The 24,142-nt window shown below is 66.3% G+C and carries 26 protein-coding genes; 14 read left to right on the forward strand and 12 right to left on the reverse strand.

Annotated elements, in window-relative coordinates; translation table 11 throughout:
• Positions 1-68 precede the first annotated feature (68 nt).
• Together flaF and QX048_RS29630 are read left to right on the forward strand one after the other, a co-directional pair.
• Positions 69-434, forward strand: a complete 366-nt coding sequence (flaF, locus tag QX048_RS29625) for a flagellar biosynthesis regulator FlaF (protein WP_315715999.1) — start codon at positions 69-71, stop codon at positions 432-434.
• Between the two features lie 31 nt (positions 435-465).
• The gene (locus tag QX048_RS29630) at positions 466-660 is read left to right on the forward strand and encodes a hypothetical protein (RefSeq protein ID WP_315828151.1); all 195 of its coding nucleotides are present in this window, start codon (positions 466-468) and stop codon (positions 658-660) included.
• Positions 661-750: 90 nt separating this feature from the next.
• Here the strand turns inward: QX048_RS29630 and QX048_RS29635 are convergent, their stop codons facing one another.
• From QX048_RS29635 to QX048_RS29650, 4 genes are all read right to left on the reverse strand, one after another.
• Complete coding sequence (locus QX048_RS29635) at positions 751-1,137, reverse strand: hypothetical protein (RefSeq protein WP_315828150.1); 387 nt, start codon at positions 1,135-1,137, stop codon at positions 751-753.
• Positions 1,138-1,343: 206 nt separating this feature from the next.
• Positions 1,344-1,829: a hypothetical protein gene (locus tag QX048_RS29640; protein WP_315716002.1), complete on the reverse strand. Its 486-nt coding sequence runs from the start codon at positions 1,827-1,829 to the stop codon at positions 1,344-1,346.
• 56 nt (positions 1,830-1,885) lie between these two features.
• Positions 1,886-2,272, reverse strand: coding sequence for a flagellar assembly peptidoglycan hydrolase FlgJ (gene flgJ / locus QX048_RS29645; RefSeq protein ID WP_315716003.1), 387 nt, complete (start codon positions 2,270-2,272; stop codon positions 1,886-1,888).
• A complete protein-coding gene (locus QX048_RS29650) occupies positions 2,272-3,396 on the reverse strand; it encodes a flagellar basal body P-ring protein FlgI (protein WP_315828149.1) in 1,125 nt (374 codons plus the stop codon). The genes flgJ and QX048_RS29650 overlap by 1 nt, the downstream gene beginning before the upstream one ends.
• Before the next feature lie 269 nt (positions 3,397-3,665).
• Here QX048_RS29650 and QX048_RS29655 point away from each other — a divergent pair, with 269 nt between their 5' ends.
• Complete coding sequence (locus tag QX048_RS29655) at positions 3,666-4,079, forward strand: flagellar assembly protein FliX (protein WP_315738785.1); 414 nt, start codon at positions 3,666-3,668, stop codon at positions 4,077-4,079.
• 14 nt (positions 4,080-4,093) lie between these two features.
• On the opposite strand, the gene QX048_RS29660 is transcribed toward QX048_RS29655, so the two are convergent.
• Positions 4,094-4,468 (reverse strand): helix-turn-helix domain-containing protein, encoded by a 375-nt coding sequence (locus tag QX048_RS29660; RefSeq protein WP_315716006.1) that lies wholly within the window; start codon positions 4,466-4,468, stop codon positions 4,094-4,096.
• Positions 4,469-4,612: 144 nt separating this feature from the next.
• On the opposite strand from QX048_RS29660, the gene QX048_RS29665 reads away from it, so the two are divergent.
• The 4 genes from QX048_RS29665 to QX048_RS29680 all read left to right on the forward strand — a co-directional run bounded on the left by QX048_RS29665 (position 4,613) and on the right by QX048_RS29680 (position 9,191).
• Positions 4,613-5,224 carry an NAD(P)-dependent oxidoreductase gene (locus QX048_RS29665; protein ID WP_315828148.1) on the forward strand — a complete coding sequence of 204 codons (612 nt, stop codon included), beginning with the start codon at positions 4,613-4,615 and terminating at the stop codon, positions 5,222-5,224.
• A 228-nt stretch (positions 5,225-5,452) separates the two neighbouring features.
• Positions 5,453-5,818 (forward strand): RNA polymerase-binding protein DksA, encoded by a 366-nt coding sequence (dksA, locus tag QX048_RS29670; protein ID WP_170323279.1) that lies wholly within the window; start codon positions 5,453-5,455, stop codon positions 5,816-5,818.
• Positions 5,819-6,046: 228 nt separating this feature from the next.
• On the forward strand, positions 6,047-8,143 hold the full coding sequence (locus tag QX048_RS29675) for a sensor histidine kinase (protein WP_316194700.1): 2,097 nt from the start codon (positions 6,047-6,049) through the stop codon (positions 8,141-8,143).
• 256 nt (positions 8,144-8,399) lie between these two features.
• Positions 8,400-9,191 (forward strand): 2-keto-4-pentenoate hydratase, encoded by a 792-nt coding sequence (locus QX048_RS29680; protein WP_315828146.1) that lies wholly within the window; start codon positions 8,400-8,402, stop codon positions 9,189-9,191.
• 357 nt (positions 9,192-9,548) lie between these two features.
• Here the strand turns inward: QX048_RS29680 and flgH are convergent, their stop codons facing one another.
• The 4 genes from flgH to flgF are packed head-to-tail and all read right to left on the reverse strand — an operon-like array spanning position 9,549 to position 12,996.
• The gene (gene flgH, locus QX048_RS29685) at positions 9,549-10,328 is read right to left on the reverse strand and encodes a flagellar basal body L-ring protein FlgH (protein WP_315828145.1); all 780 of its coding nucleotides are present in this window, start codon (positions 10,326-10,328) and stop codon (positions 9,549-9,551) included.
• Positions 10,329-10,333: 5 nt separating this feature from the next.
• Positions 10,334-11,401 carry a flagellar basal body P-ring formation chaperone FlgA gene (flgA, locus tag QX048_RS29690; RefSeq protein ID WP_315828214.1) on the reverse strand — a complete coding sequence of 356 codons (1,068 nt, stop codon included), beginning with the start codon at positions 11,399-11,401 and terminating at the stop codon, positions 10,334-10,336.
• Positions 11,402-11,420: 19 nt separating this feature from the next.
• Positions 11,421-12,209, reverse strand: a complete 789-nt coding sequence (gene flgG / locus QX048_RS29695; RefSeq protein WP_315716012.1) for a flagellar basal-body rod protein FlgG — start codon at positions 12,207-12,209, stop codon at positions 11,421-11,423.
• A gap of 22 nt (positions 12,210-12,231) precedes the next feature.
• Positions 12,232-12,996 carry a flagellar basal-body rod protein FlgF gene (flgF, locus tag QX048_RS29700; protein WP_315828144.1) on the reverse strand — a complete coding sequence of 255 codons (765 nt, stop codon included), beginning with the start codon at positions 12,994-12,996 and terminating at the stop codon, positions 12,232-12,234.
• A 377-nt stretch (positions 12,997-13,373) separates the two neighbouring features.
• On the opposite strand from flgF, the gene fliL reads away from it, so the two are divergent.
• The 5 genes from fliL (at position 13,374) to QX048_RS29725 (ending at position 20,193) form a co-directional block, all read left to right on the forward strand.
• Positions 13,374-13,868, forward strand: coding sequence for a flagellar basal body-associated protein FliL (fliL, locus tag QX048_RS29705; protein ID WP_315716014.1), 495 nt, complete (start codon positions 13,374-13,376; stop codon positions 13,866-13,868).
• A gap of 20 nt (positions 13,869-13,888) precedes the next feature.
• Complete coding sequence (gene fliM, locus QX048_RS29710; RefSeq protein WP_315716015.1) at positions 13,889-15,091, forward strand: flagellar motor switch protein FliM; 1,203 nt, start codon at positions 13,889-13,891, stop codon at positions 15,089-15,091.
• Positions 15,088-15,573 carry a DUF6468 domain-containing protein gene (locus QX048_RS29715; protein WP_315753139.1) on the forward strand — a complete coding sequence of 162 codons (486 nt, stop codon included), beginning with the start codon at positions 15,088-15,090 and terminating at the stop codon, positions 15,571-15,573. The genes fliM and QX048_RS29715 overlap by 4 nt, the downstream gene beginning before the upstream one ends.
• Complete coding sequence (locus QX048_RS29720; protein ID WP_315716017.1) at positions 15,570-16,340, forward strand: flagellar protein FlbB; 771 nt, start codon at positions 15,570-15,572, stop codon at positions 16,338-16,340. Before QX048_RS29715 ends, QX048_RS29720 begins: the two co-directional genes overlap by 4 nt.
• A gap of 103 nt (positions 16,341-16,443) precedes the next feature.
• Positions 16,444-20,193 carry a tetratricopeptide repeat protein gene (locus QX048_RS29725; protein ID WP_315828143.1) on the forward strand — a complete coding sequence of 1,250 codons (3,750 nt, stop codon included), beginning with the start codon at positions 16,444-16,446 and terminating at the stop codon, positions 20,191-20,193.
• Between the two features lie 157 nt (positions 20,194-20,350).
• Here the strand turns inward: QX048_RS29725 and QX048_RS29730 are convergent, their stop codons facing one another.
• On the reverse strand, positions 20,351-20,758 hold the full coding sequence (locus QX048_RS29730) for a helix-turn-helix domain-containing protein (RefSeq protein ID WP_315716019.1): 408 nt from the start codon (positions 20,756-20,758) through the stop codon (positions 20,351-20,353).
• 66 nt (positions 20,759-20,824) lie between these two features.
• Here QX048_RS29730 and QX048_RS29735 point away from each other — a divergent pair, with 66 nt between their 5' ends.
• Positions 20,825-21,487, forward strand: coding sequence for a cation transporter (locus tag QX048_RS29735; protein ID WP_315828142.1), 663 nt, complete (start codon positions 20,825-20,827; stop codon positions 21,485-21,487).
• 64 nt (positions 21,488-21,551) lie between these two features.
• Here the strand turns inward: QX048_RS29735 and fliP are convergent, their stop codons facing one another.
• Positions 21,552-22,304 (reverse strand): flagellar type III secretion system pore protein FliP, encoded by a 753-nt coding sequence (gene fliP, locus QX048_RS29740; RefSeq protein WP_315716020.1) that lies wholly within the window; start codon positions 22,302-22,304, stop codon positions 21,552-21,554.
• Positions 22,301-23,368 carry a flagellar biosynthetic protein FliO gene (locus QX048_RS29745; protein WP_315828141.1) on the reverse strand — a complete coding sequence of 356 codons (1,068 nt, stop codon included), beginning with the start codon at positions 23,366-23,368 and terminating at the stop codon, positions 22,301-22,303. Before QX048_RS29745 ends, fliP begins: the two co-directional genes overlap by 4 nt.
• 356 nt (positions 23,369-23,724) lie before the next feature.
• Between QX048_RS29745 and flgB the strand changes: the two genes are divergently transcribed.
• Positions 23,725-24,132 (forward strand): flagellar basal body rod protein FlgB, encoded by a 408-nt coding sequence (gene flgB / locus QX048_RS29750; protein WP_315716022.1) that lies wholly within the window; start codon positions 23,725-23,727, stop codon positions 24,130-24,132.
• Positions 24,133-24,142 lie beyond the last annotated feature (10 nt).

The following is a 24,142-nucleotide window of genomic DNA, read 5'->3' on the forward strand; positions in this document are numbered from 1 at the left end:
TTTAAAGGCACACAAAGTACAAAACCTGAGCAGTTTGGTCGTGTCCCTGCGTCAGTCCGGAGTAGTTGATGTCATATGCCGCTCAAGCCTATGCCCGCACGTCGCAGACGACGGCATCACCACGGGAGATCGAAGCTCAGGCTCTGTTGAAAGCGGCACGGCAGCTGCAGGAAGTCCAGGCCAATTGGAACGGCCCTGATCGCAACATGTACAAGGCTCTGCTCTTCAATCGTCGCTTGTGGACGATCTTCATGAGCGCGATGGAGGCGGACGACAATCCGAATCCGCTCGACATCCGCCAGAACATCGCAAATATCGGCGTGTTCGTGATGAAGCAGACGATCGAGATGCAGATGGACCCGGATCCGGCGAAGCTCAAGTCGCTGATCGACATCAACTGCCACATCGCCGCGGGGTTGTCCGGGCGGAGCTGACCGTCGGGGGCAGGGCGGGAGGCGCGTCGTCGTGACCGATATCACCAGCATCCTGTCCGCGTCCTACAAGTCGAACCTGCTCAGTACGGCGCGGCGATGCAACAGCCGAGACGTGGCCGTCTATCCGGCGCTCTATATCAGAGTGGCCCAGATCAAGAACGTGGTCACCGACGCCGCCTCGGGCCAGACCTATCTCGACACCGCCTACGCGATACGGACCCGTTGATCCGGCAAAGCTGCGCGGCTCGATACGGCAACGCCGCCCGGTGGGGCGGCGTGCGGGCGGCGGAATGAAGCGGCCCGGTTCCGCGGGGGCTCAGGCAGTGCGATCGGTCGCCACGACGCGCGGCACGTCCGCCCTCTGCATATCCTTCTGCAGGTCGAGCGTGTTGAAGTAGGCCCGGCGGCGCAGCACGGCCTCATCTGGATATTGGGTCACCACCTGGTCGGTCTTGCGGTTGACCACCTGGAACACCAGAGCGGCAGCGGCGCGATCGTAATAGGCTTGGCGTGACACGGACAGATCGTTTGCGATGTTGACCGGGGTGTCGTTGCGCACGGGGACGCCGGGCTCGGCCGCGGTCACGGTCTGGCTGGGAGGAAGGTCCGTCGGAACAGCGCTCACCACCGCCTGGCTCGACGGCGGAATTATCGGAACGGACGCAGGCGTCCCTACCGGTCTTACGCTGAAATCGGAACTCATGGCAGCCTCCTCATGGCCATCGAGTCAATTCCCAACCCATCCCGCTTGCAACTATGCCGATGACCAATCAACGTTATGTTAGGAAATAGGATGAACGCCGCGTTGTGATTCGTGCCGGCCTTTTAAGCTTATCCGGGCGTTAAACGGCGGCGGCCGCGCGGCCCTCGAGGCGGCGCGGCGATGCAGATAGGGGCTGGCGGTAAGGCTCAGAGCGTCCGGCTGACGGCGAGCGGGGTGAGGTGCCGTGCGCCCGGGGCGGCGCGGCGGCCGCCGGCGGTATAGGTGCTGGGAATGTTCTTGCGCTGAACCTCGGCATTGACGCCGCGCACGATCTTTTCCGAGATCGCGTGCGCCGTCGCCAGCACGGTCAGGTTCACCTGCAGCATGGCGCGAAAGGTGTCGTGGTGACGATGCAGGGTGGCGAGCAGCTCCGGCGCGGTCTGCTTCATGAAATTCTGGCTCGCCTTGAGGCGGCCCACGGTCGTGACGTAGTGGCGGGACAGCTCGGTCTTCTTGGGGCCGAACGCCATGCCTTCGCGCAGCTTGCCGGCGCGGACCAGTTCGGTCTCCTGCTCGATGACCGCGATCAGCTCGCTCATGACGCTCACCATCTCGTCGGCGAGCGCGCGTGCCTCTGCGGCGCTGGTGGCGGCCGTGTAGGTCGTCTTCTTCGCTTGTCCCTGTGCGGTCATTTCATAACTCCCTTCGGCGTGAGCGTTTGCCGCCCACGCGCTCGTCACGCGAACATCTACGCTTTGCCGTTGGCGCCGGAGCTGCTGCCGGCCTGTTGCAGGATGAGAGTGCGGAAGACGTCGTTTGAGATGCCGACGCCGCCGGCCTTGGCGAAGTTCTTGGAATATTGCTCCGTCAGCATCGAGCGCCAGACGCCGGTGCCCGGCGTGTCGCCGAACGGACCTTCGCCCTTCACGCCGCTGGTCATCTGCGAGAACATGCTGTTGAGGAACATGGCTTCGAAGTCGGTTGCCGTCGCCTTGGCCCTGGCCTGTGCCTTGGGCGAGACCTTGGTCAGAGCCGCCGCGAGATCGAGATCGGTGCGCGGCGCGGTGACGGCCGCGGCCGTCGGCATGCTGAGAGCGACGCGGCCATGATAGGAGTCGATGAAGGACGTCGCCATCACATCACCTCGATGTCGGCTTCGATCGCGCCGGCCGCCTTGATGGCCTGCAAGATGCTGATCAGGTCGCGGGGGCCGATGCCGAGGCCGTTGAGGCCGTCGACCAGTTGCTGCAATGACACGCCGTCCCTGACGACCGCGAACTTCTTGCCTTCCTCGGTGACGCCGACGCTGGTGCGCGGCGTGACCACGGTGCGGCCGCGCGACAGCGGATTGGGCTGGCTGACCTGCGGACTTTCGGAGATCGTGACGGTGAGGTTGCCCTGGGCCACGGCGACGGTCGCCACACGCACGTCGCGACCCATCACGATGATGCCGGAGCGCTCGTCGATGACGATCTTGGCGGCGAGATCCGGGTCGACCTGCAACTGCTCGATCTCGGTCAGCAAGGCGACGACGTTGCCCTTGAACTCCGGCGGGATGCTCAGCTGCACCGTCGACGGATCGATCGGCTCGGCAGTCTTGACGCCGAGGAAATCATTGACCGCGGCCGCGATGCGCTTGGCGGTGGTGAAGTCGGCGTTGCGCAGCGCAAGCCGCACGTTGGGCAGCCGGTTCAGCGCGAACTCGATCTCGCGCTCGATGATGGCGCCGTTGGCGATGCGGCCGACCGTCGGCACGCCGCGCACGATCTTGGCGGCCTCGCCCTCGGCCTGGAAACCGGAGATCGCGAGCGAGCCTTGCGCCACCGCATAGACGTTGCCGTCGGCGCCGAGCAGCGGGGTGACGAGCAGGGTGCCGCCCTGCAGGTTCTTGGCGTCGCCGAGCGCGGAGACCGTCACGTCCATGCGCGTGCCTTGCGTGGCGAATGGCGGCAGGTTTCCGGTGACCATGACAGCGGCGACGTTGCCGGTGCGGATGGTGGCGCCGCGGATGTTGACGCCCATGCGCTCGAGCATCGCCTGCAGCGACTGCTTGGTGAACGGGATGTTGTTCAGCGTGTCGCCGGTGCCGTTGAGGCCGACCACGAGGCCGTAGCCGATCAGCTGGTTCTGGCGCACGCCCTCGATATTGGCGAGATCCTTGATCCGCGAGGTCGCATTCGCAGACATGACGGTAGATGCCAGCGCCAGCACCGCGGCGCAGGCGACCTGAAACAGGCGCGTAGTTCGGACGCGTCGCATCCTATGCTCCCCTCGAACTCTTCAAGTGATCACTCGGCCACTCCCATGACCGCATGATCGGCATTAACTATGCGAGGGCCGTGCCACAGCGATGCTCCGGGCTAACTCATTGAAAGAGTGTGAAATGGACTCGAAGCTTTGTCGCGATCCAGGGTTACTCCGGGGGAACGAAGCTGCCGCCCCGGCAGAATTTGCCGGGCCGTTTACGCACCGTTAACCACGGCGGAGCCAATCTCCCGCTCGACACGCGAAGCTTGCGGGAGCCATCGATGCGCATCTACGGACCGAACGGCACGACCCTGGGCTCGTCGACCAGCTCCACGCGGAAGACCTCGTCGAGCGGCTTCAAGCTGCCTGACGTCGGCACCACGCAGGACACGCGCGCGACCCTCGCGCCGAAGCAGACGGCGAACATCGATGCGCTGCTGGCGCTGCAGGGCATCGAGGAGGAGCCGGCGGAGCGCCGCAAGCGCTCGGTCCAGCGCGGCAAGCGCGCGCTCGACGTGCTCGATGATCTCAAGCTGACGCTGCTGTCCGGCAAGCTCGACACTGCGATGGCGCTGCGGCTTCGCGATGCCGCGGCCGACCTGAAGCAGACCTCGGGCGACCCGGGACTGGATGCGATCCTCTCCGAGATCGAGCTTCGCGTCGAGGTCGAGCTCGCCAAGGCCGGGCGGAGCTGAGACGCTTCGCGCGTTCAAGCCGCCTTCGACGGCTGCTGCGCGTCGTAGCGGCGCTGCGCGGCGGTGACCTCCTTGAGATGACGCTCGGCCCAGTCGCGCAGCGGATCGACCGCGGCGGCGAGCGTCAGCCCGAGCGGCGTGATCGAATACTCGACGGTGACCGGGACGGTCGCGATCGCGCGCCGCCGCACCAGGCCGTCGCGCTCCAGGCTCTTCAGCACCTGGGACAGCATCTTCTGCGAAATCCCTTCGATCGACCGCCGCAACTGATTGAAGCGCAAGGGTTCGTTGCGCAGCAGGATCAGGATCAGCACGGCCCATTTGTCGCCGACGCGATCCAGGATCTGTCGCGTTGGGCAGTCGGCCGAATAGACGTTCGCGGCTCTCATCGGTTACTCCGGCGTGACCAGGTGATCTTAAAGTGCGCTCTTAACACCAGCATTCGTTCCGCTATCTAGTCACTATCGGATACCGAGGCGGCTTCGTCCAGACCTCGGATCCGACCTCGTGATCTCGAACATAGGAGTTTCCCCATGAAGATCGCCGTCGCCGGCGCCTCCGGCCGTGCCGGGTCCCGCATCACCGCCGAGCTGGCCAGCCGCGGCCACCAGGTCACCGGCATCGCCCGCAACCCGGACAAGATCGAGAAGCACGCCAACGTCACGGCGGTGCGGGGTGACGCCAACGACCGCGCCGCGCTGGCGAAACTCTGGGCCGGCCATGACGTCGCGATCAGCGCGATCCATTTCTCGGCCAGCGATGTCGAGACCCTGATCGGGGCGGCCAAGGACTCCGGCGTATCGCGTTACCTCGTGGTCGGCGGCGCCGGCTCGCTCGAGGTCGCGCCGGGTGTGCGGCTGGTGACGACGCCCGGCTTTCCGGCCGCCTACAAGGCCGAAGCGGAGAAGGGCGCCGCGTTCCTCGACCGCCTGCGCCAGGAGAAGGAGCTCGATTGGACCTTCCTGTCGCCCTCTGCAATGATCGATTTCGGCCCCCGGACGGGCAAGTTCCGGCTCGGAACGGATCAGCTGCTGGTCGATGCCGACGGCAAGAGCTTCATCACCTTCGAGGACTTCGCGGTCGCGATGGCCGACGAAATCGAGCGTCCAGCCCACCGGCGGGCTCGTTTCACGGTCGGTTACTGAGGCCGTCCACGGCGTCCCGCCGGCTGGGGCCGAATTTGCCTGTGCAACGGCCCGAACGGCGGGGCGCCCGTGCCGATGGAAATATTGTCTGTCACATGAGGCCGCTATATAACGCGGCCGCGAACGGGCGTATTCCGTCCGCCGGTGCCGAAACCGGCGCCAGCACGTACAGATGGGCTGACCTTGGAAAAGTTGAAGAACTACAAACCTTCCGAAAAAGAGCCTTTCATGAACGAACGCCAGCGCGACTATTTCCGCGCCAAGCTGCTGGCATGGAAGGAGGAGATCCTGCGCGAATCGAAGCTCACCCTGCAGGCTCTGCAGGAGGAGAACGTGAACCATCCGGACCTCGCCGACCGCGCGTCGTCGGAGACCGATCGGGCGATCGAGCTTCGCGCCCGTGATCGCCAGCGCAAGCTGATCTCCAAGATCGACGCGGCGCTCCAGCGCATCGAGGACAACACCTACGGTTATTGCGAGGAGACCGGCGAGCCGATTTCGCTGAAGCGGCTCGAGGCCCGTCCCATTGCGACGCTGTCGGTGGAGGCGCAGGAACGCCACGAGAAGCGTGAAAAGGTCTATCGCGACGAGTAGGTCGCGACATTGACCTGAACGAGCGGGGATTGCGGCCGCTTGCCTGGTGCGGCCGCAGCGTCTGTTGCTGAGACGGCGCCGGTGTGCGCGAGGTCGACTCGTCACCTGAGCGGTCTGCGGGCCGGCAATGCCGGCACGACCGCTAGCGCTGTTGTTTTCCAAGCGTCCGGAACTTTTTCGCCGCTGCTGAATTATCGGCGGTTCCATCTCGGAACGCCGCGGGGAATCATGGGCGAGCCGGACATAGCCAGGGGCGCGCTGGCAACGATGCAGCGTTCCTATGGCGCCTTGAGCATCAAGGGGCGCCTCCTTCTCCTGGCCGGCATTCTGTTCCTGCCCTGCGTCGGGCTGATCGCCTATGTCATCGTATCGATGGCGCAATCCGCCGACGCCTCGATCCGGCGCGGCCTGTCCTATGCCGCGCAGACGATCTCCGGTGCCGTCGACGCCGAATTGCGGCGCTACATCGCGCTCGCCGAGGTGCTGGGCAAGTCTCCGGATCTCAGTGCCGCCGATCTCAGCAACTTCGAGGCGGAGGCGCGCCGCGTCGGTGCGGTCAGCGGCGAAGGCTGGATCATCGTGTCGGACGCGAGCGGCCGCATCCTGCTCAACACCGGGGCGACGCCGGGCAAGCCGCTCGGCGAGCGCGCGCCCGAAGGCTGGGGCTCGCAGGAGCGCGCTTTTCAGTCCGGAAGGCCGTCGATCTCCGACATCTTCACCGGTCCCAATTCCGGCGCGTGGGTGGCGACCGTCGATGTCCCCGTCTTCAAGGACGGCAAGCCGTTCCGCTGCCTTTCGATTGCCATGCCAGCCGCGAACTACACCCGGCTGCTGGCCCAGCAGCAGCTGCCGGCCGACTGGCTGGTCGGCATCATGGACGGCCAGGGCCGCTACATTTCGCGCATCCCGAAGAACGCCACCTCGACCGGGCAGCCGGCGTCGGCCGGATGGCGGGCGACTGCCAAGGCTGAGGGGATCGCGGAGTTTCCGTCGATCGAGGGTGATCGGATCATCAACGCCAATGCGCGTCCCCAACTGAGCGACTGGACTGTCGGGGTCGGCATCAAGCAGGCGGCTTTCGCCCAGGCGATCTCCTCGACGGTGCAGACCGCAACCATCGCGGCGACGACGATCTGTGCCCTGGCGCTGCTGCTGGCGGCCGGCATCGGCCGAAGCATCGCCCGGCCGCTCGAAAGCATCGCCGTCAAGCGCGCCATCCCCGGCGAGGCCGCGCCCTCCGATCCCCCGGAGGTCCGGGCGCTCAACGCCCGACTAGCTGCGGCCGAAAAGGCGCAGGCGGAGAGTGCACGCGTCATCCAGGAGAATTTCGGGATGCTCGCCCAAGCCAGGGACGATGCGTCGCGCACGGCCGGGCAGCTCAAACTCGCCGCGAAATACGGACGGCTTGGCACCTTTACCTGGGACGGCAGATCCGGCGCCAGCCACTGGTCCGATGAGATCGAAGAGCTCTATGGACTTGCGCCGGGCACGTTCCCCGGGACCTATGACGCCTGGCTGGCGCTGGTGCATCCCGAGGACCAGGCGCGTGCCGACCGGGACAACAAGCAGGCGCTGACAACCGGGGAGCTCGATTCGGAATGGCGGGTGCCGCTGCCCGACGGCTCGATCCGCTGGATCGAGGCGCGCGCCCGCATGTTGGGTGGCGAGGGCGGCGGCGATCCGTACATGATCGGCGTCAACATCGACGTCACGGCCGCGAAGGAAGCCGACCGCAAGCGCGAACTGCTCGTGCATGAGCTGGCCCATCGCGTCAAGAACAGCCTTGCCGTGGTGCAATCGCTGGCGCATCAGCTGCTGCCGCGGCACGACGCCAAGGTCCGCGATTTCACGTCGCGCCTGCATGCGCTGGCGACGGCGCACACGAGCCTTGCCGAGAACGACTGGCAGGGCGCCGATCTCGCCGCCCTCATCAGGAGTCAGGTCGTGCCGTTCGCCAGCACACCGGATCAACTCGCCACCAGCGGCCCCGCCATCCTGGTTCCGGTCGAGCTGACGACGCAGCTGGCTCTCGTCATCCACGAGATGGCCTGCAACGCCAGCAAATATGGCGCGCTCACCACGCCCGACGGCCACGTCGATGTCAGCTGGTCGTTGGCGCAGGACGCGCTGCATGTTCGCTGGCAGGAAAGCGGTGGCCCGCCGGCAACGGAGCCGCCAGTGGTCGGCTTCGGCAGCCGGCTGCTGACCCGCACGGTCAGGCATCTGCAGCGGACGTTTGCCGAGAGCGGGCTGACCTGCCAGTTCGAGCTGCCCTGGCTCAAGACGCCTGGCGAGAGTTCGGTGGCCGCAACGGAGGCGAGCTGAGCGCCGGTGCGCGAAACGCTGCGCGGCTGGAGTTCGCGCTCCAACGAGGACGCGATCGTCGCCGCTGCGGAAAGTCTGCTCGAACTCGGCATCGTGAGACGTGAAATCGGTTGAACGAGCCGCTTGCGCTGTGGCCGCGTCGTCTCAAATTGTTGATGAAGCTGAGATGGGAGCCCAAAACTCGTTTATAAACAATCCGTTCACCATAGATCCTGCGATGCCGGTTCGGACCGCGGGCCAAGGGAGTTGAAGGGCCATGGGAGCAGACGAGATACTTTCCGCTGCGCGACTGATCGTAGATGCCCGCAAGCAACGGGCGCCCTTGGGGGCTCTTCCGGCTCAGCTTCAGCCGAAGGATGAAGCTGCCGGCTATGAGATCCAGCGCGAAGTCCATTGGCTGCTCGCCGAACAGGCCGATGACTTCGCCGGCTACAAGATCGGCTGCACCAGCAAGGTGATGCAGGACTATCTTGGCATTCCGCATCCCTGTTCCGGCGGAGTGTTCGCGTCCGGTATTCACCAGACAGGTGTCGAACTGCGCACGGCCGACTTCGTCCGCGTGGGCGTCGAATGCGAGATCGCCGTGCGGCTCAAGCACGACCTGCTGCCGTTGGACGCGCCGTTCACCATGGATCGTGTCGTCGAGGCGATCGGCGACTGTCACGCGGCGATCGAGATCGTCGACGACCGTTATGTGCAATGGCAGACGCTGGGCGCGCCGACGCTCGTCGCCGACGATTTCTTTGCTGCCGGCTGTGTCCTCGGCCCGGCGCTCCCACGCGCTGCCATAGCGGACTTGGCCGCGGTGCAGGGCCGTGCCATCGTCAACGGCACCTTGGTCGGCGAGGGCACTGGCGCGGATGTGCTGGGACATCCTGTCCATGCGCTGGCCTGGCTTGCAAATCATCTCGCCGCCAGTGGTGACGGGCTCGAGGCCGGGCAGCTCGTCCTGACCGGCAGCCTGGTCAAGACGATCTGGCTCAAGGCCGGCGACCGGGTACGGATGGAGCTGGACGGCCTCGGTGTGGTCGAGGCGACGTTCGGGTGAGCCGAGGTAGGGCCGGAACGTCTTGAGCTGGGGTCTGTCAGCTCGGGTGTGACAGCCAAAACGAACGCGGCCTCCGGCAGGGGAGCTACCGGAGGCCGCGTATACATCACCCGCCGCGCCTAGGTTCGCATTGGGCAATGTGGGAGCTCGTTTTCAGAGAAGGGCGGCGGCTGCGGGGGTCATGCGCCGTGACCCATATCGCGCTCGGCCATCCCTTGTCCGACCCTCCCGCGCTGGGAGGGATTTCGGTCGTGTGTCCTGGTCCTCGTTTCGATTTGCGCCTTGCGAGGTCATCGCATGGGCGGCTTCCTGAGCGACCGGGCGGGCTCCGCCCGGTCATTGATGCTGAGGTTTGCCTCAGAACGGCAGCAGGATATCCATCACCTGCTGGCCGTAGCGCGGCTGCTGGATGTCGGAGATCTGGCCGCGGCCGCCGTAGGAGATGCGGGCCTGGGCGATCTTGGTGGAGTCGATGGTGTTGTCGCTCTGGATGTCCTCGGGCCGCACGATGCCGGCCACGATCAGCTCGCGGATCTCGTAGTTGACCCGGATCTCCTGCTTGCCTTCGACGACGAGGTTGCCGTTCGGCAGCACCTGCGTCACGACCGCGGCGACGCTGGTGGTCAAGGACTCCGACCGCTGGATCGTGCCCTTGCCGTCCGAGGACGAGGTGCCGTCGGCAGTCAGGATGCGGCCGGGCAGCACCTTCTGCGCCTGCACGCCGAGCGTCTTCGCGCCGATGAAGTCGGTGATGCCCGAATCCTCCTTGTTGGTGCGGCTGCGCTGGGTCTCGTTGGCGAAATTGGCCTTGTCGGAGATGCTGACCGTGACGGTCAGGAGGTCGCCGACCTGACGGGCGCGCTGGTCCTTAAAGAAGGCGCGCGAGCCGTTGCGCCACAGCGAGTTCGGCGCGTAGGACACGGTTTCGGGCTTCGGCATCGGCATCTGCACCGGCTTGTAGCCCGGCTGCGTGGTCGGATTGTCGATCTCCGTCAGCTTCGGCCGCTCGCCAATCTGGCTGAGACGGTCGATCGAGGAGCATCCGCCGGCGATCGACAGCACCGCGAAGGAAACCGAGATCAGCGCGACCCGGCGCAGGCTCGAGACGCCCCGATCATCAAACTTGAACTTCGACATGAAACTTACTCGGCTTTCGGGGTGGCGGAGGTGGGAAGGCGGCTGGCGACGGCGACGGGTGCGGCGATGTCGGCTTCGGAGGTCTGCGCCGGCTTGGCGACGGCGATGTCGACGGAGACCTGGCCGCGACCCGAGACGCGGCCCGTCACGGTGCGCTTGGACTGCAGATTGAGCACGCTGACGACGTCGCCTTCGGTGCCCGACTCCAGCGCCTTGCCGCGCGTGGTGAGATAGATGCCGGCGGTCTGGAAGATCAGCGTGACCGCCTGGTCGCGCTGCACGAGGTCGGGCTTGGCGAGGTCGGTGGTCTTCAGCGCCTGGCCCGCGCGCGCCGGGCGGCGCATCTGCATGCCCACTGCGAGCTCGCGCGTGGCGGGGTCGCCGCCGCCGAGCTCGGCACGCGGCCGCCGCTCGGTCTGCAGGTCGCCTGAGCGGATCATCTCGTTGCGGTCGATGTTGCGGGTCAGCACCACGGCCTCGACGGTTTCGATCGCCGTGCCGGTGTAGCGCAGCTTGGTCGGGCTCGCGCCATTGGCATGGCCGAGCTCCAAGGTGATGTCGAAGCGGCCGCTGCGCGGGTCGAACCGGACGCTGGTCGGCGCCAGCGTGCCCGACGTCGAGGCCTCGAATTTGAGGTCCTGCACCGGCTGGTCGAAGCTGATGCTGAGGTTGGCGGCATCGCCAAGTCCGTTGCGGTGATCGAGCGCCTGGGCCACCGTCGTGCTGATCTCCTTGGCGTCGACGGCGCGCGCCAGCCGCGTGACCGCGACCTCCTTGATGTCGCGGACCTCGATGCCGATCACCTGGTGGGTGCGCAGGGTTGCGATCACCTGCGCGGCCGGCAGCACGCCGGTCGTGCCGAGGTCGGGCGCGCGGTAGACGGCGATGTTGGCCGCGACGCCCGCATTGTCGATCAGGTCGCCGACGCGAACGATGTCGCCGGTGACGTTCACGGTGGAGCGCAGCACGGGCGCCTTGATCTGGTCGTCGGCCTCGCCGGCCAGCGCCGATAGCGCAGTCGAGGCGAGCAGGGCGGCCGCAAGCAGGAAGGGACGGACGGTGCGGGTCATGATGGCGATCTCCCTTCGAACCTCAGCGGAACAGCGCAGTGGTCGACTGCAGCATCTGGTCCGCGGCCGAGATGACCTTGGCGTTCATCTCGTAGGCGCGCTGCGCGGCGATCAGCTCGCTCATCTCGCTGACGACGTCGACATTGGCCTGCTCCAGGCTGCCCTGGGTGATGCTGCCGAGACCATCCTGGTTGGCGACGCCGTCCTGCGGCGGCCCGGAGGAGGGGGTGTCGGTGAACTGGTTGTTGCCGACCGGCTGCAGGCCGGCCTTGTTGATGAAGCGGGTGACCTGGAGCTGGCCGATGATGTTCGAGGTGGTCGAGCCCGGCAGCGTCACCGAGACCTGGCCCTGCGCGTTGACGGTGATGCCCGAGGCGTTCTGCGGGATCGTGATGGTCGGCTGCACCGGGTTGCCCTGGGCGGTAACGATGCGGCCCTGATTGTCCATCTGGAAGGTGCCGTCGCGGGTGTACTGGAAGGTGCCGTCGGGCATCAGCACCTTGAAGAAGCCCTCGCCCGAGATCGCGAGGTCGAGATCGTTGCCGGTCTGCGACAGCGTGCCCTGCGTCATCGAGCGCGGCGTGCCGACGGTCTTGACGCCGCCGCCGATGTCGATGCCGACGGGCAGGATCGTGCCCTGGTCCGACGACTGCGCGCCGACGCGGCGCATGTGCTCGTAGATCAGGTCCTGGAACGCCACCGTCTGCTTCTTGAAGCCGGTGGTGCGCAGGTTGGCGATGTTGTTGGAGATCACCTGAACGTTGAGTTCCTGTGCCGCCATTCCGGTCGCAGCGGTGTGAAGCGCCTGCATGTCACGTCTCCTTCAAGATCTGTCAGGCCGGAACGTCGGCGAGTTTCTCGATCGCGTTCTTGCGCAGGTCGCTCTGGACCTGGAGCATGTTGGCGACCTGGGTGTAGGCGCGCATCACTTCGACCATCTTGCTCATCTCGCCGACCGCGCTGACGTTCGACTTCTCGATGTAGCCCTGCTGCACGGTCGACTTGGTGTCCTGCTGCGGGGTGGCGCCGCCGGCGGCGGCGTAGAGGTTGTTGCCCTGCTTCTGCGCGGCCTGCGGATCGGCGAAGTTCACGATGCGCAGCTTGCCGCGGATCGAGTCGGTGCGGTTGACGCCCTCGACCACCGTCACGGTGCCGTCGGGCGAGATGTTGATGTCGTGGTCGGTCGGCTGAAACACGATCGGACCGCCGGTGCCGAGCACCAGGTCACCGGCGGCGGTGACGAGCTGGCCGAGATTGTTCATGTGCAGATTGCCGTCGCGGGTGTAGCGCTCGCCGGCCGCGGTCTGCACCGTCAGGAAGCCGTCGCCCGTGACGGCGACGTCGAGCGCGTTGCCGGTGCGCTGCATCGAGCCCTGCGAGAAGTCGCGATAGGTGCCGCGGTCCTGGACATAGGACACCCTGCGGGCGGCGCCCGGAAAATTGTCTTCATGCGCGCCGGAGGAGAGATACTCCTCGAACAGCTGCTGATCGGCCTTGAAGCCGTTGGTGTTGACGTTGGCGACGTTGTTGGCAACGACGTCGAGTTGCCGCTCCAGCACCATCTGTCGCGACAATCCGATGAGAAGCGCGTTCTCCACCGGTCGATCTCCCCTCTTAACGAATCCCGTTCGCGGCACCTCTCCCAAGGCGGTCTCGACCGGGTCTTCAACGAACCGTTCAGCTCTCCCAAGCCGGCGGGTTCGCAAGGGGTACAGCGAAAGCCGTGCCACTATGAAAATCGTATTCTTATCAATGAATTAGAGTTTCGATGGCGTCCGAAACGCCCGGCAATAACGTCTCGCTAACCATAATTGCCCGGCAAGATTTTCCCACCGCCTCGGCAAAAGAAAGCTTCCGTTAACCATTGTTACCGTAGCGTTCACTCAACAAAGCGCAGATGCGCTGGGAGCGTTGGTTTCGCGTCATTAAGCTTTCTGGCGGCATCGGCTCGATTTTCCGGAAGGATCCGAAAGCTATGGCCGAGAACGACGCCGGAGCAGGCGAAGGCGAGGAGCAAGCAGGCTCGCCGAAGAGCAAGCTCAAGCTGATCATCATGGTCGTCGGCGCGCTGGCGCTGCTCGGCGTCGGTGGTGCGGCCTATTTCTTCTTCTTCAGCCACAAGAACGACGAGCATCACGCCGAGGCGGCGCCGCCGCCGAAGCCGCCGGCCTTCGTCGAGGTGCCGGACCTTCTCGTCAACCTGGTCGGCAATCCCGGTGACCGCGTCCAATATCTGAAAGTGAAGATCGTGCTCGAGGTGAAGGAGGAGAAGCAGGTCGAGTCGATCAAGCCGACGCTGCCGCGCGTCACCGACATCTTCCAGACGTACTTGCGCGAGCTCCGGCCGAGCGACCTCAACGGCTCGGCGGGCCTGTTCCGGCTCAAGGAGGAGCTCACCAAGCGGGTCAACGTCGCGCTGGCGCCCAACCAGGTCAACGCGGTGTTGTTCAAGGAAATCGTGGTCCAGTAAGGCAAAGAAGCTCAACGATCATGGCGGGCAACGATCAAGTCGACCAGGATGCGATAGCCGCGCAATGGGAAGCCTCGCTCGACTCGGAGGATCCCACAGAGGCCGCGGAAGCCGCAGCAGCCAATGAACTCACCGAATCGATGGCCCTGCAATGGGCCGCGATGGTCGAGGACGGCAGCCGCGATTTCGGCGCCACCAAGAACGGCGGCGAGCGGGTGCTGTCGCAGGAGGAGATCGACAATCTCCTCGGCTTCACCGCCGGCGAGGTCAGTCTCGACGACCATTCCGGCATTCGCGCGATCATCGATTCGGCGATGGTCTCCTACGAGCGTCTGCCGATGCTCGAAATCGTCTTCGACCGCCTGGTGCGGCTGATGACGACGTCCTTGCGCAACTTCACCTCCGACAACGTCGAGGTCTCGCTCGATCGCATCACCTCGGTGCGCTTCGGCGACTACATGAACTCGATCCCGCTGCCCGCCGTGCTCAGCGTGTTCAAGGCGGAGGAGTGGGAGAATTTCGGGCTCGCCACCGTCGACTCGACCCTGATCTATTCGATCATCGACGTGCTGCTCGGCGGCCGCCGCGGCAACACCCAGCTCCGCGTCGAGGGTCGCCCCTACACGACGATCGAGACCAACCTGGTCAAGCGCCTGATCGAGGTGGTGCTGAGCGATGCCGAGCAGGCGTTCCGGCCGCTGTCGCCGGTGCGCTTTACCATCGACCGGCTCGAGACCAATCCGCGTTTCGCCGCGATCAGCCGGCCCGCCAATGCCGCGATCCTGGTGAAGCTGCGGATCGACATGGAAGACCGCGGCGGCAACATCGAGCTGCTGCTGCCCTACGCGACGATCGAGCCGATCCGGCCGGTGCTGTTGCAGATGTTCATGGGTGAGAAGTTCGGCCGCGATCCCGTCTGGGAAGGCCACTTCGCCACCGAGATCGCCAAGGCCGAGATCGCCGTCGACGCCGTGCTCTACGAGGCCGACGTGCCGCTGAAGCAGCTCATGAAGCTGAAGGTCGGCGACACCCTGCCGCTCGACATCCGTCCCGATGCGCTGGTCGCGGTCCGCTGCGGCAGCACCATGCTGACGGAGGGGCGGATGGGGCGGGTCGGCGACCGCGTCGCGATCCGTGTCACCAAGAATTTGCGCAAGCCGAATACGACGCTTGCGATGTTCGAAGGCGCAGAAGGCCAGAACAAGTTGATGGAGGCCCAATGAACCACTCCCTCGGATTGATCATCGAAAGCCTGGTGGCGGTCCTTCTCGTGCTGACCATCGGCTATTGCATGCTGCTGAATTCCAGGCTCAAGCGGCTGAAGGCGGACGAGCATTCGCTCAAGGCCGTGATCGCGGAGCTGATCACCGCGACCGAGATCGCCGAGCGGGCGATCGGCGGCCTCAAGCTCGCGGTGCGCGACGTCAACGACAATCTCGGCAATCAGCTCGCCGCCGCGACGCAGATGTCCGACCAGTTGCGCAAGCAGCTCGCCGAGAGCGACGGCGTGGTGCGCCGGCTGTCGCGCATCGCCAGCGCCGCGCGACCCATCACCTCGCCTGAAGCCGCGCCGGAGCCGGCCCCTGCGCCTGCGCCGGTGCCGGCGATCACGACCGAGCCGGTGCGCGTCTCCAGTGCCAAGGCGGTTGCCGCCGCGGCCCAGGCATTCTCCGAACGTCGAAGGACTGGTGGCCTTGCCGCATGAATGCGTTTCGTAACATCCGCGTCATTCCCGTCGTCCTGATCGCGGTGGCCTGCCTTGCGGTCCTGAAGGTGGCCGGTCTCGTGATCGATGGCGGCTACGTTTTCGACTATGACCCTCACCCGACCAAGCGGTCCTGGGCCCAGGAGAACCTGGGCTATCCGGGCCGCGAGGACAACGACATCGTCACCGGCTCCACGCACGGCGCGCCGAAGGAGAAGAAGGAGGAGGCGCCCAAGCCCGCCGCTCCCGACACCAAGCCCGAGGGCGTGGTGATCAAGCCCGAGGAGAACCAGCAGCAGGTGTCGCCGGCGGAGAAGGCGATCCTCGAGCGGCTGCAGTCGCGTCGCCAGGAGCTCGACGCGCGCGCGCGCGAGATCGACATCCGCGAGAGCCTGTTGCGCGCCGCCGAGCAGCGCATCCAGTCCAAGACCGAGGAGATGAAGGCGATCGAGGGCCGCATTTCCGGCGCGCAGGCCGCCAAGACCGAGGCCGACAACGCCCGCTTCAAGAGCATCGTCACGATGTACGAGGGCATGAAGCCGAAGGATGCCGCCAAGGTGTTCGACCGGCTCGAGATGTCGGTGCTGATCGAGATCGCCTCGCAGATCGCCCCGCGCAAGATGTCGGACATTCTCGGTCTGATGACGCCGGAGGCCGCCGAGCGGCTCACCGTCGAGCTCGCGCGCCGGGCCGGCGCCGACAGGCCCGAGACCAGCGCCGAGCTGCCGAAGATCGAGGGCAAGATCGTGCCTGTGAAGAGCAATTGAGCCGCATGTTTAATGCGCCCTTAAACGCCGGCACCTAGATTTCCGGCGTGGCGGGGCAGGCGTATCCGTCAAGTTGCGGATGTCGAACCGGAAGCTTGTGACCATGGCGCGCACGACTCCCATTGGATTGCGGTCGACGGCCCGCGCACGGGCGCGCGCCGGCCTTGCCCTGCTGTCGGCCATCGTCATTGGTCTGGTGCTGTCCACGGTCGCGGCAGGCGCTGCGCCGGTGCCGGGCGAGGCGAGCCTGTCGGCTCAGGACGGCTATGCGCGGCTGGTGCTGAAATTCGCCGAGGACGTCAGCGCCGACGTCACCACCGCCGGCTCGATTCTGCTGATCAGGTTCGATCGCGCCGCCATCGTTCCGATCGACCGCTGGGTGGATGCGGCGCCCGACTATATCTCATCGGCCCGCGGCGACCCCGACGGCTCGGCGCTGCGGTTGTCGCTGTCGCGCAAGGTCCGCGTCAACACCATGACCGCGGGCGAACGCGTCTTCATCGACCTGTTGCCCGACAGCTGGACCGGCCCGCCGCCGCCGCTGCCGGCCGAGGTCGTGCGCGAGCTCGCCGAGCGCGCGCGCGCGGCCGAGAAGGCGCTGCGGCTGCAGCGCGCCGAGGCGGAATCGAAGAAGCGGCCGCCGATCCGCGTGCGCGCGCTGGTGCAGCCGACCTTCGTGCGCTTCGTGTTCGAGATCCCCGACGGCGTCGGTATCTCCTCGGTGCTCAACGACCAGAAGCTGTCGCTGTTCTTCACCGCGCCGCTGTCCTTCGATCTCGCCGACGCCAAGCTCGTCGCGCCGCCGAACGTCGCCGCGATCAACCAGCGCATCGACGGCAGCAGGACCGTCGTCGAGCTCGGCCTGGTCGGCGAGGTCGACGTTCGCGCCTTCCGCGAGGAGAAGAACTACAACATCGACGTCGCCTATCAGCAGCCGGACAAGAAGGTTTCCGCAGTCTCCTCGGACACGCTGCCGGGCGCCAAGGCGGCCGCGGCCGACAAACCCAACGGCAGCAAGCCCAATGGCGACAAGCCCAAGCAGGCTGCGCAGCCCGAGATCGTGCCGCCGACCTCCGACACCATCGCCAAGGAGATGAAGGCGGAGACCAAGCCGGCGCCTGCGGTCGCGGCGCCGGCCACCGAGCCCGCAGCCCAGCCGGCGCCGTCGGCAGCGGCTGTTGCCGCGCCCGCCGCCGCGAAGGCCGAAGCCGCGCCCGAGGCCGCCAAGCCTGAAGCTGCTGCGCCCGAAGCCGTCAAATCCGAAGCCGCCAAATCCGAACCAGCGAAGCCCGAGGCGATGAAGCCGGAGGCCGGCAAAGCCGAAGCCGCCAAGCCCGTCGAGACCAAGTCTGCCGAAACCAAGCCTGCCGAAACCAAGCCGGCCGAGAAGGCAGCCAATGGAGCCGCCACCCTGGAGGCCCTGCGCGACAGTGAGGGCCTGCGGCTCACCTTCGGCTTCGGCCAGGTCACGCCGGCGGCGCTGTTCCGCCGCGGCGATACGGTATGGATGGTGTTCGATTCGACCAAGCCCGTCGACGTCGAGCCCATCCGCGCCAAGGGCGGCGCCATCATCGGCGAGGTCAACAGGATGTCGCTCGAGAACGGGCAGGCCATCCGGATCCGGCTCAACCGCCCGCAGATGCATTCGCTCGGCAGCGATGACGGCGGGCGCAGCTGGATGCTGTCGTTCGCCGACAAGGGCCAGGCCAATCAGCAGCCGCTGATGGTGATGCGCAACGTCACCGATCCCGCGCTTGCCAATGTGATGGTGCCGCTCGCCAATCCCGGAGCCGGCATGCTGCACCGGGTGACCGACCCGGATGCCGGCGACACGCTGCTGGTCGTGACGGCGCCGCCGCCGATCCGCGGCTTCATCAAGCGCCAGGATTTCGTCGATCTGTCGCTGCTCGATTCCATCCACGGCATCGCGGTTCGTCCGAATTCGGATGACGTCGCCGTCGAGATCGCGCCCGACAAGGTGATCCTGGGCCGGCCGGGCGGGCTGACGCTGTCGTCGATCGGCTTCTCGCCGGAGCGGGCGCCGACCGCTGTCAGGCCGATGTTCGACATCGACGAATGGCAGCAGAACCAGACCCAGCCGTTCGTGCCGCGCGAGGATCTCCTGATCAAGGCCGCGGCCAACGCCGAGCCGGAGCGGCGGGCGCAGGCGCGGCTGGCGCTGGCGCGCTTCTACATGGCGCGAGCGATGTATCCGGAAGCGCGCGGTGTCACCAATCTGATGATCTCCGACGCCGACCCGCGCACCGACGAGACCGCCATGCTGATGATCCACGCGGTGGCGAGCATCCTGATGGGCCGGCCGGACCAGGGGCTCAAGGATCTCGCCACGCCGTCGATCGGGAACAATTTCGACTCCCAGATGTGGAAGGGCCTCGCCTTCGCCCGGCAAGGCAAGTTCGCGGACGCGCGCGAGAAGCTGAAGAACGTCGAGTTCGCCATCGCCTCGCTGCCGCTCGACCTGCAGCGCGTCGTGATCGCTGACGCGATGAAGTCGGCGCTCGAGATCAAGGATTTCGCCGGCGCCGCGAAGCGGCGCGCCGAACTCGACGTGATCGGCGTGCCCGCGGACATGAAGCCCGACATCGCCGTGCTGCGCGGCCGGCTCGCCGAGGCGATGGCGCAGGAGAAGGATGCGCTCGACGACTATCGCTTCGCCGTCAATTCCGACGACCGCATGGCGGCCGCGGAGGCCAAGCTGCTGGAGATCAAGCTTCTGCAGAAGCGCGGCGAGATCAAGCCGCCCGACGCGTTGAAGGAGCTGGAGATCTTGCAGGCGATCTGGCGCGGCGACGCCATCGAGGTGCAGACGTTGCAGATGATGGCGCAGCTCTACGAGGAGGCCGGGCGCTACGCGGACTCGCTCGAGGCCGCGCGCCAGGCCACCCGCCTGATGCCCAACTCCGACTTGGCGCGGCAGGCCCAGGATGCAGCCTCCCGCCTGTTCTCGCAGTTGTTCCTGAGCGGCAAGGCCGACGAGCTTCCGCCGGTCGATGCGCTCAGCATCTTCTACGGATTTCGCGAGCTGACTCCGATCGGCCGCCGCGGCGACGAGATGATCCGCAAGCTCGCCGACCGCCTGGTCGGCATCGATCTGCTCGACCAGGCCGCCGAACTTCTGCAATACCAGGTCGACCACCGCCTCGAAGGTGCGGCGCGCGCCCAGGTCGCCGCGCGTCTCGCCATGGTCTACCTCACCAACCGCAAGCCGGACCGCGCCATCGAGGCGCTGCGCACCACCCGCATCGCCGATCTCGCCGGCGAGCTGCGCCAGCAGCGGCTGCTCTTGGAGGCGCGCGCCAACAGTGACATCGGTCGTTACGACCTCGGGCTGGACATCATCAGCAACATCGGCGGCCGCGAGGCGATCCGGCTGCGCTCCGACATCTACTGGGCGTCGCGGCGCTGGCGCGAGGCGTCCGAGCAGATCGAGCTCTACTACGGCGATCGCTGGCGCGATTTTCGCCCGCTCAATCCGGCGGAGCGCGGCGACATCCTGCGCGCCGTGGTCGGCTATGCGCTCGCCGACGACGCCATCGGCCTCGCCCGCTTCCGCGAGAAATATGCGCCGCTGATGACCGGCGAGGCGGACAAGATCGCGTTCGACGTCGCCAGCAAGCCGGCGAGCGGCTCCAGCGCCGAATTCGCGCAGATCGCGAAGATGGCAGCGAGTGTCGACACGCTCGACGGCTTCCTCCGCGACATGCGGGCGCGCTTCCCCGATGCCACCGGCAAAGGACCGGACGCCGGCAAGGATGCCGCGAAGGCCCCGCCGGAAGCGACCGGCGCCTTGCCGCGCATCCAGGGCGTCAAGCAGGCGATCGCCGGCCGTTGATCTCAACGCCGCACGCGGCGCCGGAGAGCCACCAGATGAGCCGACCAGGCCGAAGCCGAGCTCATCGCGATGCTGTCCGCAATCCGCCCGACGCGCGTCCAGACGAAAGGTCGAGACTGCCTTGCGACGCCGGTGGAACGGCCATTGTCTCGTTCGCTCAGTCAGAGCGATGCGGCGCAAGCGCTTCGATGATGCGGCAGTCGGCAACGGTGCCGTGCTTGCAGCGCCCGATGACATCGGCAAGCTCGTCGCGCAGCGCCACGAGGTCCGCGATCTTGCGTTCGATCTCTGCCAGGTGTTGGCCGGCGATGACGTCGACCGCGTCGCACGAGCGGTCTCGCTGATCGGCGAGGTCCAGCAGGTCACGGACCTGGTCGATGGAGAAGCCCAAGTCGCGGGCACGCCGGATGAAGCTCAGTCGCCCCAGTTGGTCGTTGTCATAAGCTCGGTAATTGCCCTCGGTTCTCGCCGGAAGAGGTAGCAGACCGATCCGCTCATAATAGCGGATCGTTTCGACTTTGGTGCCGGTCCGCTTCGCGAGGTCGCCGATGGTCAGTCGTGACATGGCTTGACCCTATAGTGGCTACAGGGTCCATATAGGACGTCGCATCATCTTGTAAGAGGCGACGATATGCCTGGTTGTCATGACGACTGCTGTTCCTCTTCCCCTCCGAGGGAACTGGACAGCCCCCGCTGGCGTCGTGCGCTCTGGATTGCGCTGGCTATCAACGGAGCCATGTTTTTGACGGAGATCGCAGCAGGCGTGGCGGCCGGGTCGGCCTCGCTGCAGGCGGACGCGATCGACTTCCTCGGTGATACGGCCAACTATGCGATCAGCCTCGGAGTGGCGGGACTGGCGCTGAGCTGGCGAGCGCGCGCCGCCCTTCTGAAGGGCTGGTCGCTCGTCCTGCTTGGCGTCCTTGTCCTTGCCTCCACTGTCTGGCACGCAGTGACCGGCACCCTCCCGGAGGCGAAGGCGATGGGGATCGTCGGCATGCTCGCCCTTGTCGCCAATGCGGGCGTGGCCCTCATGCTCTACCGCTTCCGGATCGGCGACGCGAATATGAGGTCGGTCTGGATCTGCTCCCGGAACGATGCGATCGGCAACGTCGCCGTACTCGCGGCCGCAGCCGGTGTGTTCGGCACCGGCACGGCATGGCCGGATCTCATTGTGGCGGCGATCATGGCCGCGCTTGGTTCGAGCGGTGGCTGGCACATCATACAGCGAGCTCGCATCGAGTTGCGCGGCTCCCCCACATCGCGCCCCGTCGCAAGCCCAATCCGGGCGAACTGATCGAGGGCACGTGTCAATGGAAAGTCACGACCGACTGGCTTTCGCTCACACCGAGAGGTGAAACCTACCCGCCGTAGCTCTGCACCAGGCTGCCGGCCACCAGCGACCAGCCGTCGACCAGCACGAAGAAGATCAGCTTGAACGGCAGCGACACCACGACCGGCGGCAGCATCATCATGCCCATCGACATCAAGACCGACGCGACCACGAGGTCGATGATCAGGAAGGGCAGGAACAGCAGGAAACCGATCTCGAAGGCGCGCTTGAGCTCGGAGATCATGAAAGCCGGCACCAGGATGCGCAGCGACAGGTCGTCGGGCGTCGCCGGCGGCGGCTCGCCGGAGAGGTCCATGAACAGCTTCAGGTCCTTCTCGCGCACGTTCTTCTGCATGAAGCCGCGCAGCGGCACCGAGGCGCGCTGCAGCGCGTCCTCGACGCCGATCTGGTTCTCCACCAGGGGCCGGATGCCGTCATCATAGGATTTCTGCAGCACCGGGCCCATCACGAACGCCGTGAGGAACATCGCGAGCGCGATGATGACCGAGTTGGGCGGCGCGGTCGCTGTGCCCATCGCCGTGCGCAGCAGCGACAGCACGACGACGATGCGCGTGAACGACGTCATCATGATCAGGATCGACGGCGCGATCGACAACACCGTGAGCAGCGCGATCAGTTGGACCGCGCGTTCGGTGACGCCGCCACCGCCGGCGCCGAGATTGATGCTGATGTCCTGCGCAGCAGCACGTCCCGCCAGTAAACCGGCGGCAGTCAGAACAGCGGTGAAGACAACTCTACGCGGGGGAAGCAGCGATCTCACTGAGACGACTTCGGACGTCCGAGCAGCGAGGCCATCTCGTCCTCCAGATTCTCGAAGCTGGTCTTGACCGGCGCGGCCTGCGCCGCAGGCGGCTCGTTGCGCGCGGCCGCCCGGAGCGCCGGGGGACCCGAGGCCGGAGCAGCCGACGGATCGGCTGATGGACGCCGCAGCGCGGCCTCGAGCCGTTGCGCCATCTCGGCCAGATTGGCTTCGGCGCTCGAATCGGCCGCTGCGGGCGGCGGGGCAGCCGGGGGCGGGGGCGGCGGCATCTGGGCCACCGGCGGCAGCGGCGGCGCCGCCGCGCGCTCGACGCGCTCGGCTGCGCGCTCAGCGCTCCGCACCGGCGGCAGCCGGGGCCCCTCGGAAGGGCGCTGCGCCTCGGCCTGACGCTGCGGCTCGGCGGGGCGCAACGGGCGCGGCATCACTGGTTCACCGCGGGCCACCCGCTCGGGGCGCGGCTCCAGGCGGGCTTCGTCTCCGCCGCGCGGTTCTCCACGGACGTCCGCCCGGAGGTCCTGGCGGGGGTCGGGACGGCGCGGAGGAAGCGGTGGTTCCGGCGGAAATGCCGGTGCTGGCTCACGCCGCTCTGCGGCAGTCGGCGCCGTGCGGCGAACCTCATCGATGAACGACGGCCGCATCGGGCGCTGCGGCGACTCCGGCATCTGCAACTCGGCATGCTCGGCGGCCTCGGTCTTCGGCTCGTTGTCGGCCCAGGATGGCGCATCCGGCAGCGGCGCGATGCGAGCCGCCGGCGGCTCGGCACTGATGCCCGGCCGCTGTGGCAATTGCTCGCGCGCCGGCATGGCCCGCACGATATTGGATTCGACCACGATGTCGGTCGGCCCGCCGATCATCAGAAGATGCTCTATGTTATCACGGCGCACGAGCACGAGACGGCGGCGGCCATCGACGGCGGCGGCATCGATCACGGCAAGCCGGGGCATGCGGCCGCGATTCGGGTTGGTCCCGAGACGATTGCCCGCGAATCGACGGACCAGCCAAGCGGCGAGGCCGATCAGCGCCAGCACCGCCACGAATGCAAAAAAGAACGTCAGTGCCTGCATCTCTGTCCCCGGCAAATACCGCGTCCTTTCGAAGTCTTTCGTCTGTCCAACGCATCGCCGGCAGCGAACGGAGCTTCAGAACCGGAACCAACCTGTTAACGCATGACGGCAGGAACTGCCGCTCCGCCTCTTAATAACCCATGAATCGGCCGGGCCAAAACGACTTCTTGGCGAGCCGCGCCGTCCCGGAATGATGCATCGGTCGGCTGGGACCCCGGCAGTTTCCTAAGAATTCGTCAAGACACCGGGATAGTCCCGGTGGGCATCGCACCCTTTCTTAACTCCCTGTTAACCATATGCACGGCAATTTCTACCTACCCAAACCGTCCGGTAGTCGGACACAACCGAGCAGCGCCATGTCCATCAACGATCTCCCCGTGTTGTCGGCGTTGCGGACCAAGATGCAATGGCATCAGGAGCGCCAGCGCGTGCTGTCCGAGAACGTGTCCAATTCGGATACGCCAAACTTCAAGCCGAAGGATCTGGTTGAGCCGAAGTTCGATTCAACCGGCCAGGCGGTCGGCGGCTTTGCGCCGCTGTCGCTGACCCGGACCAGCACCGCGCACATCGCCCCGTCGTCGGGCGAGAGCGCGAGCTTCGACCAGAACCGCAAGGTCGGATTTCAGACGAGGCCCGCCGGCAACGCGGTGAGCCTCGAAGAGGAGATGCTGAAGGTCTCCGCCAACCAGATGGACTACGCCGCGGCGACCTCGTTGTACGGCAAGAGCCTGCATCTGTTGAAGACGGCGATCGGCAAGGGCTGAGCTCGGGTTA

This window comes from Bradyrhizobium sp. SZCCHNS30572 (genome assembly GCF_032484415.1).
In the GTDB taxonomy this organism is placed as follows: domain Bacteria; phylum Pseudomonadota; class Alphaproteobacteria; order Rhizobiales; family Xanthobacteraceae; genus Bradyrhizobium.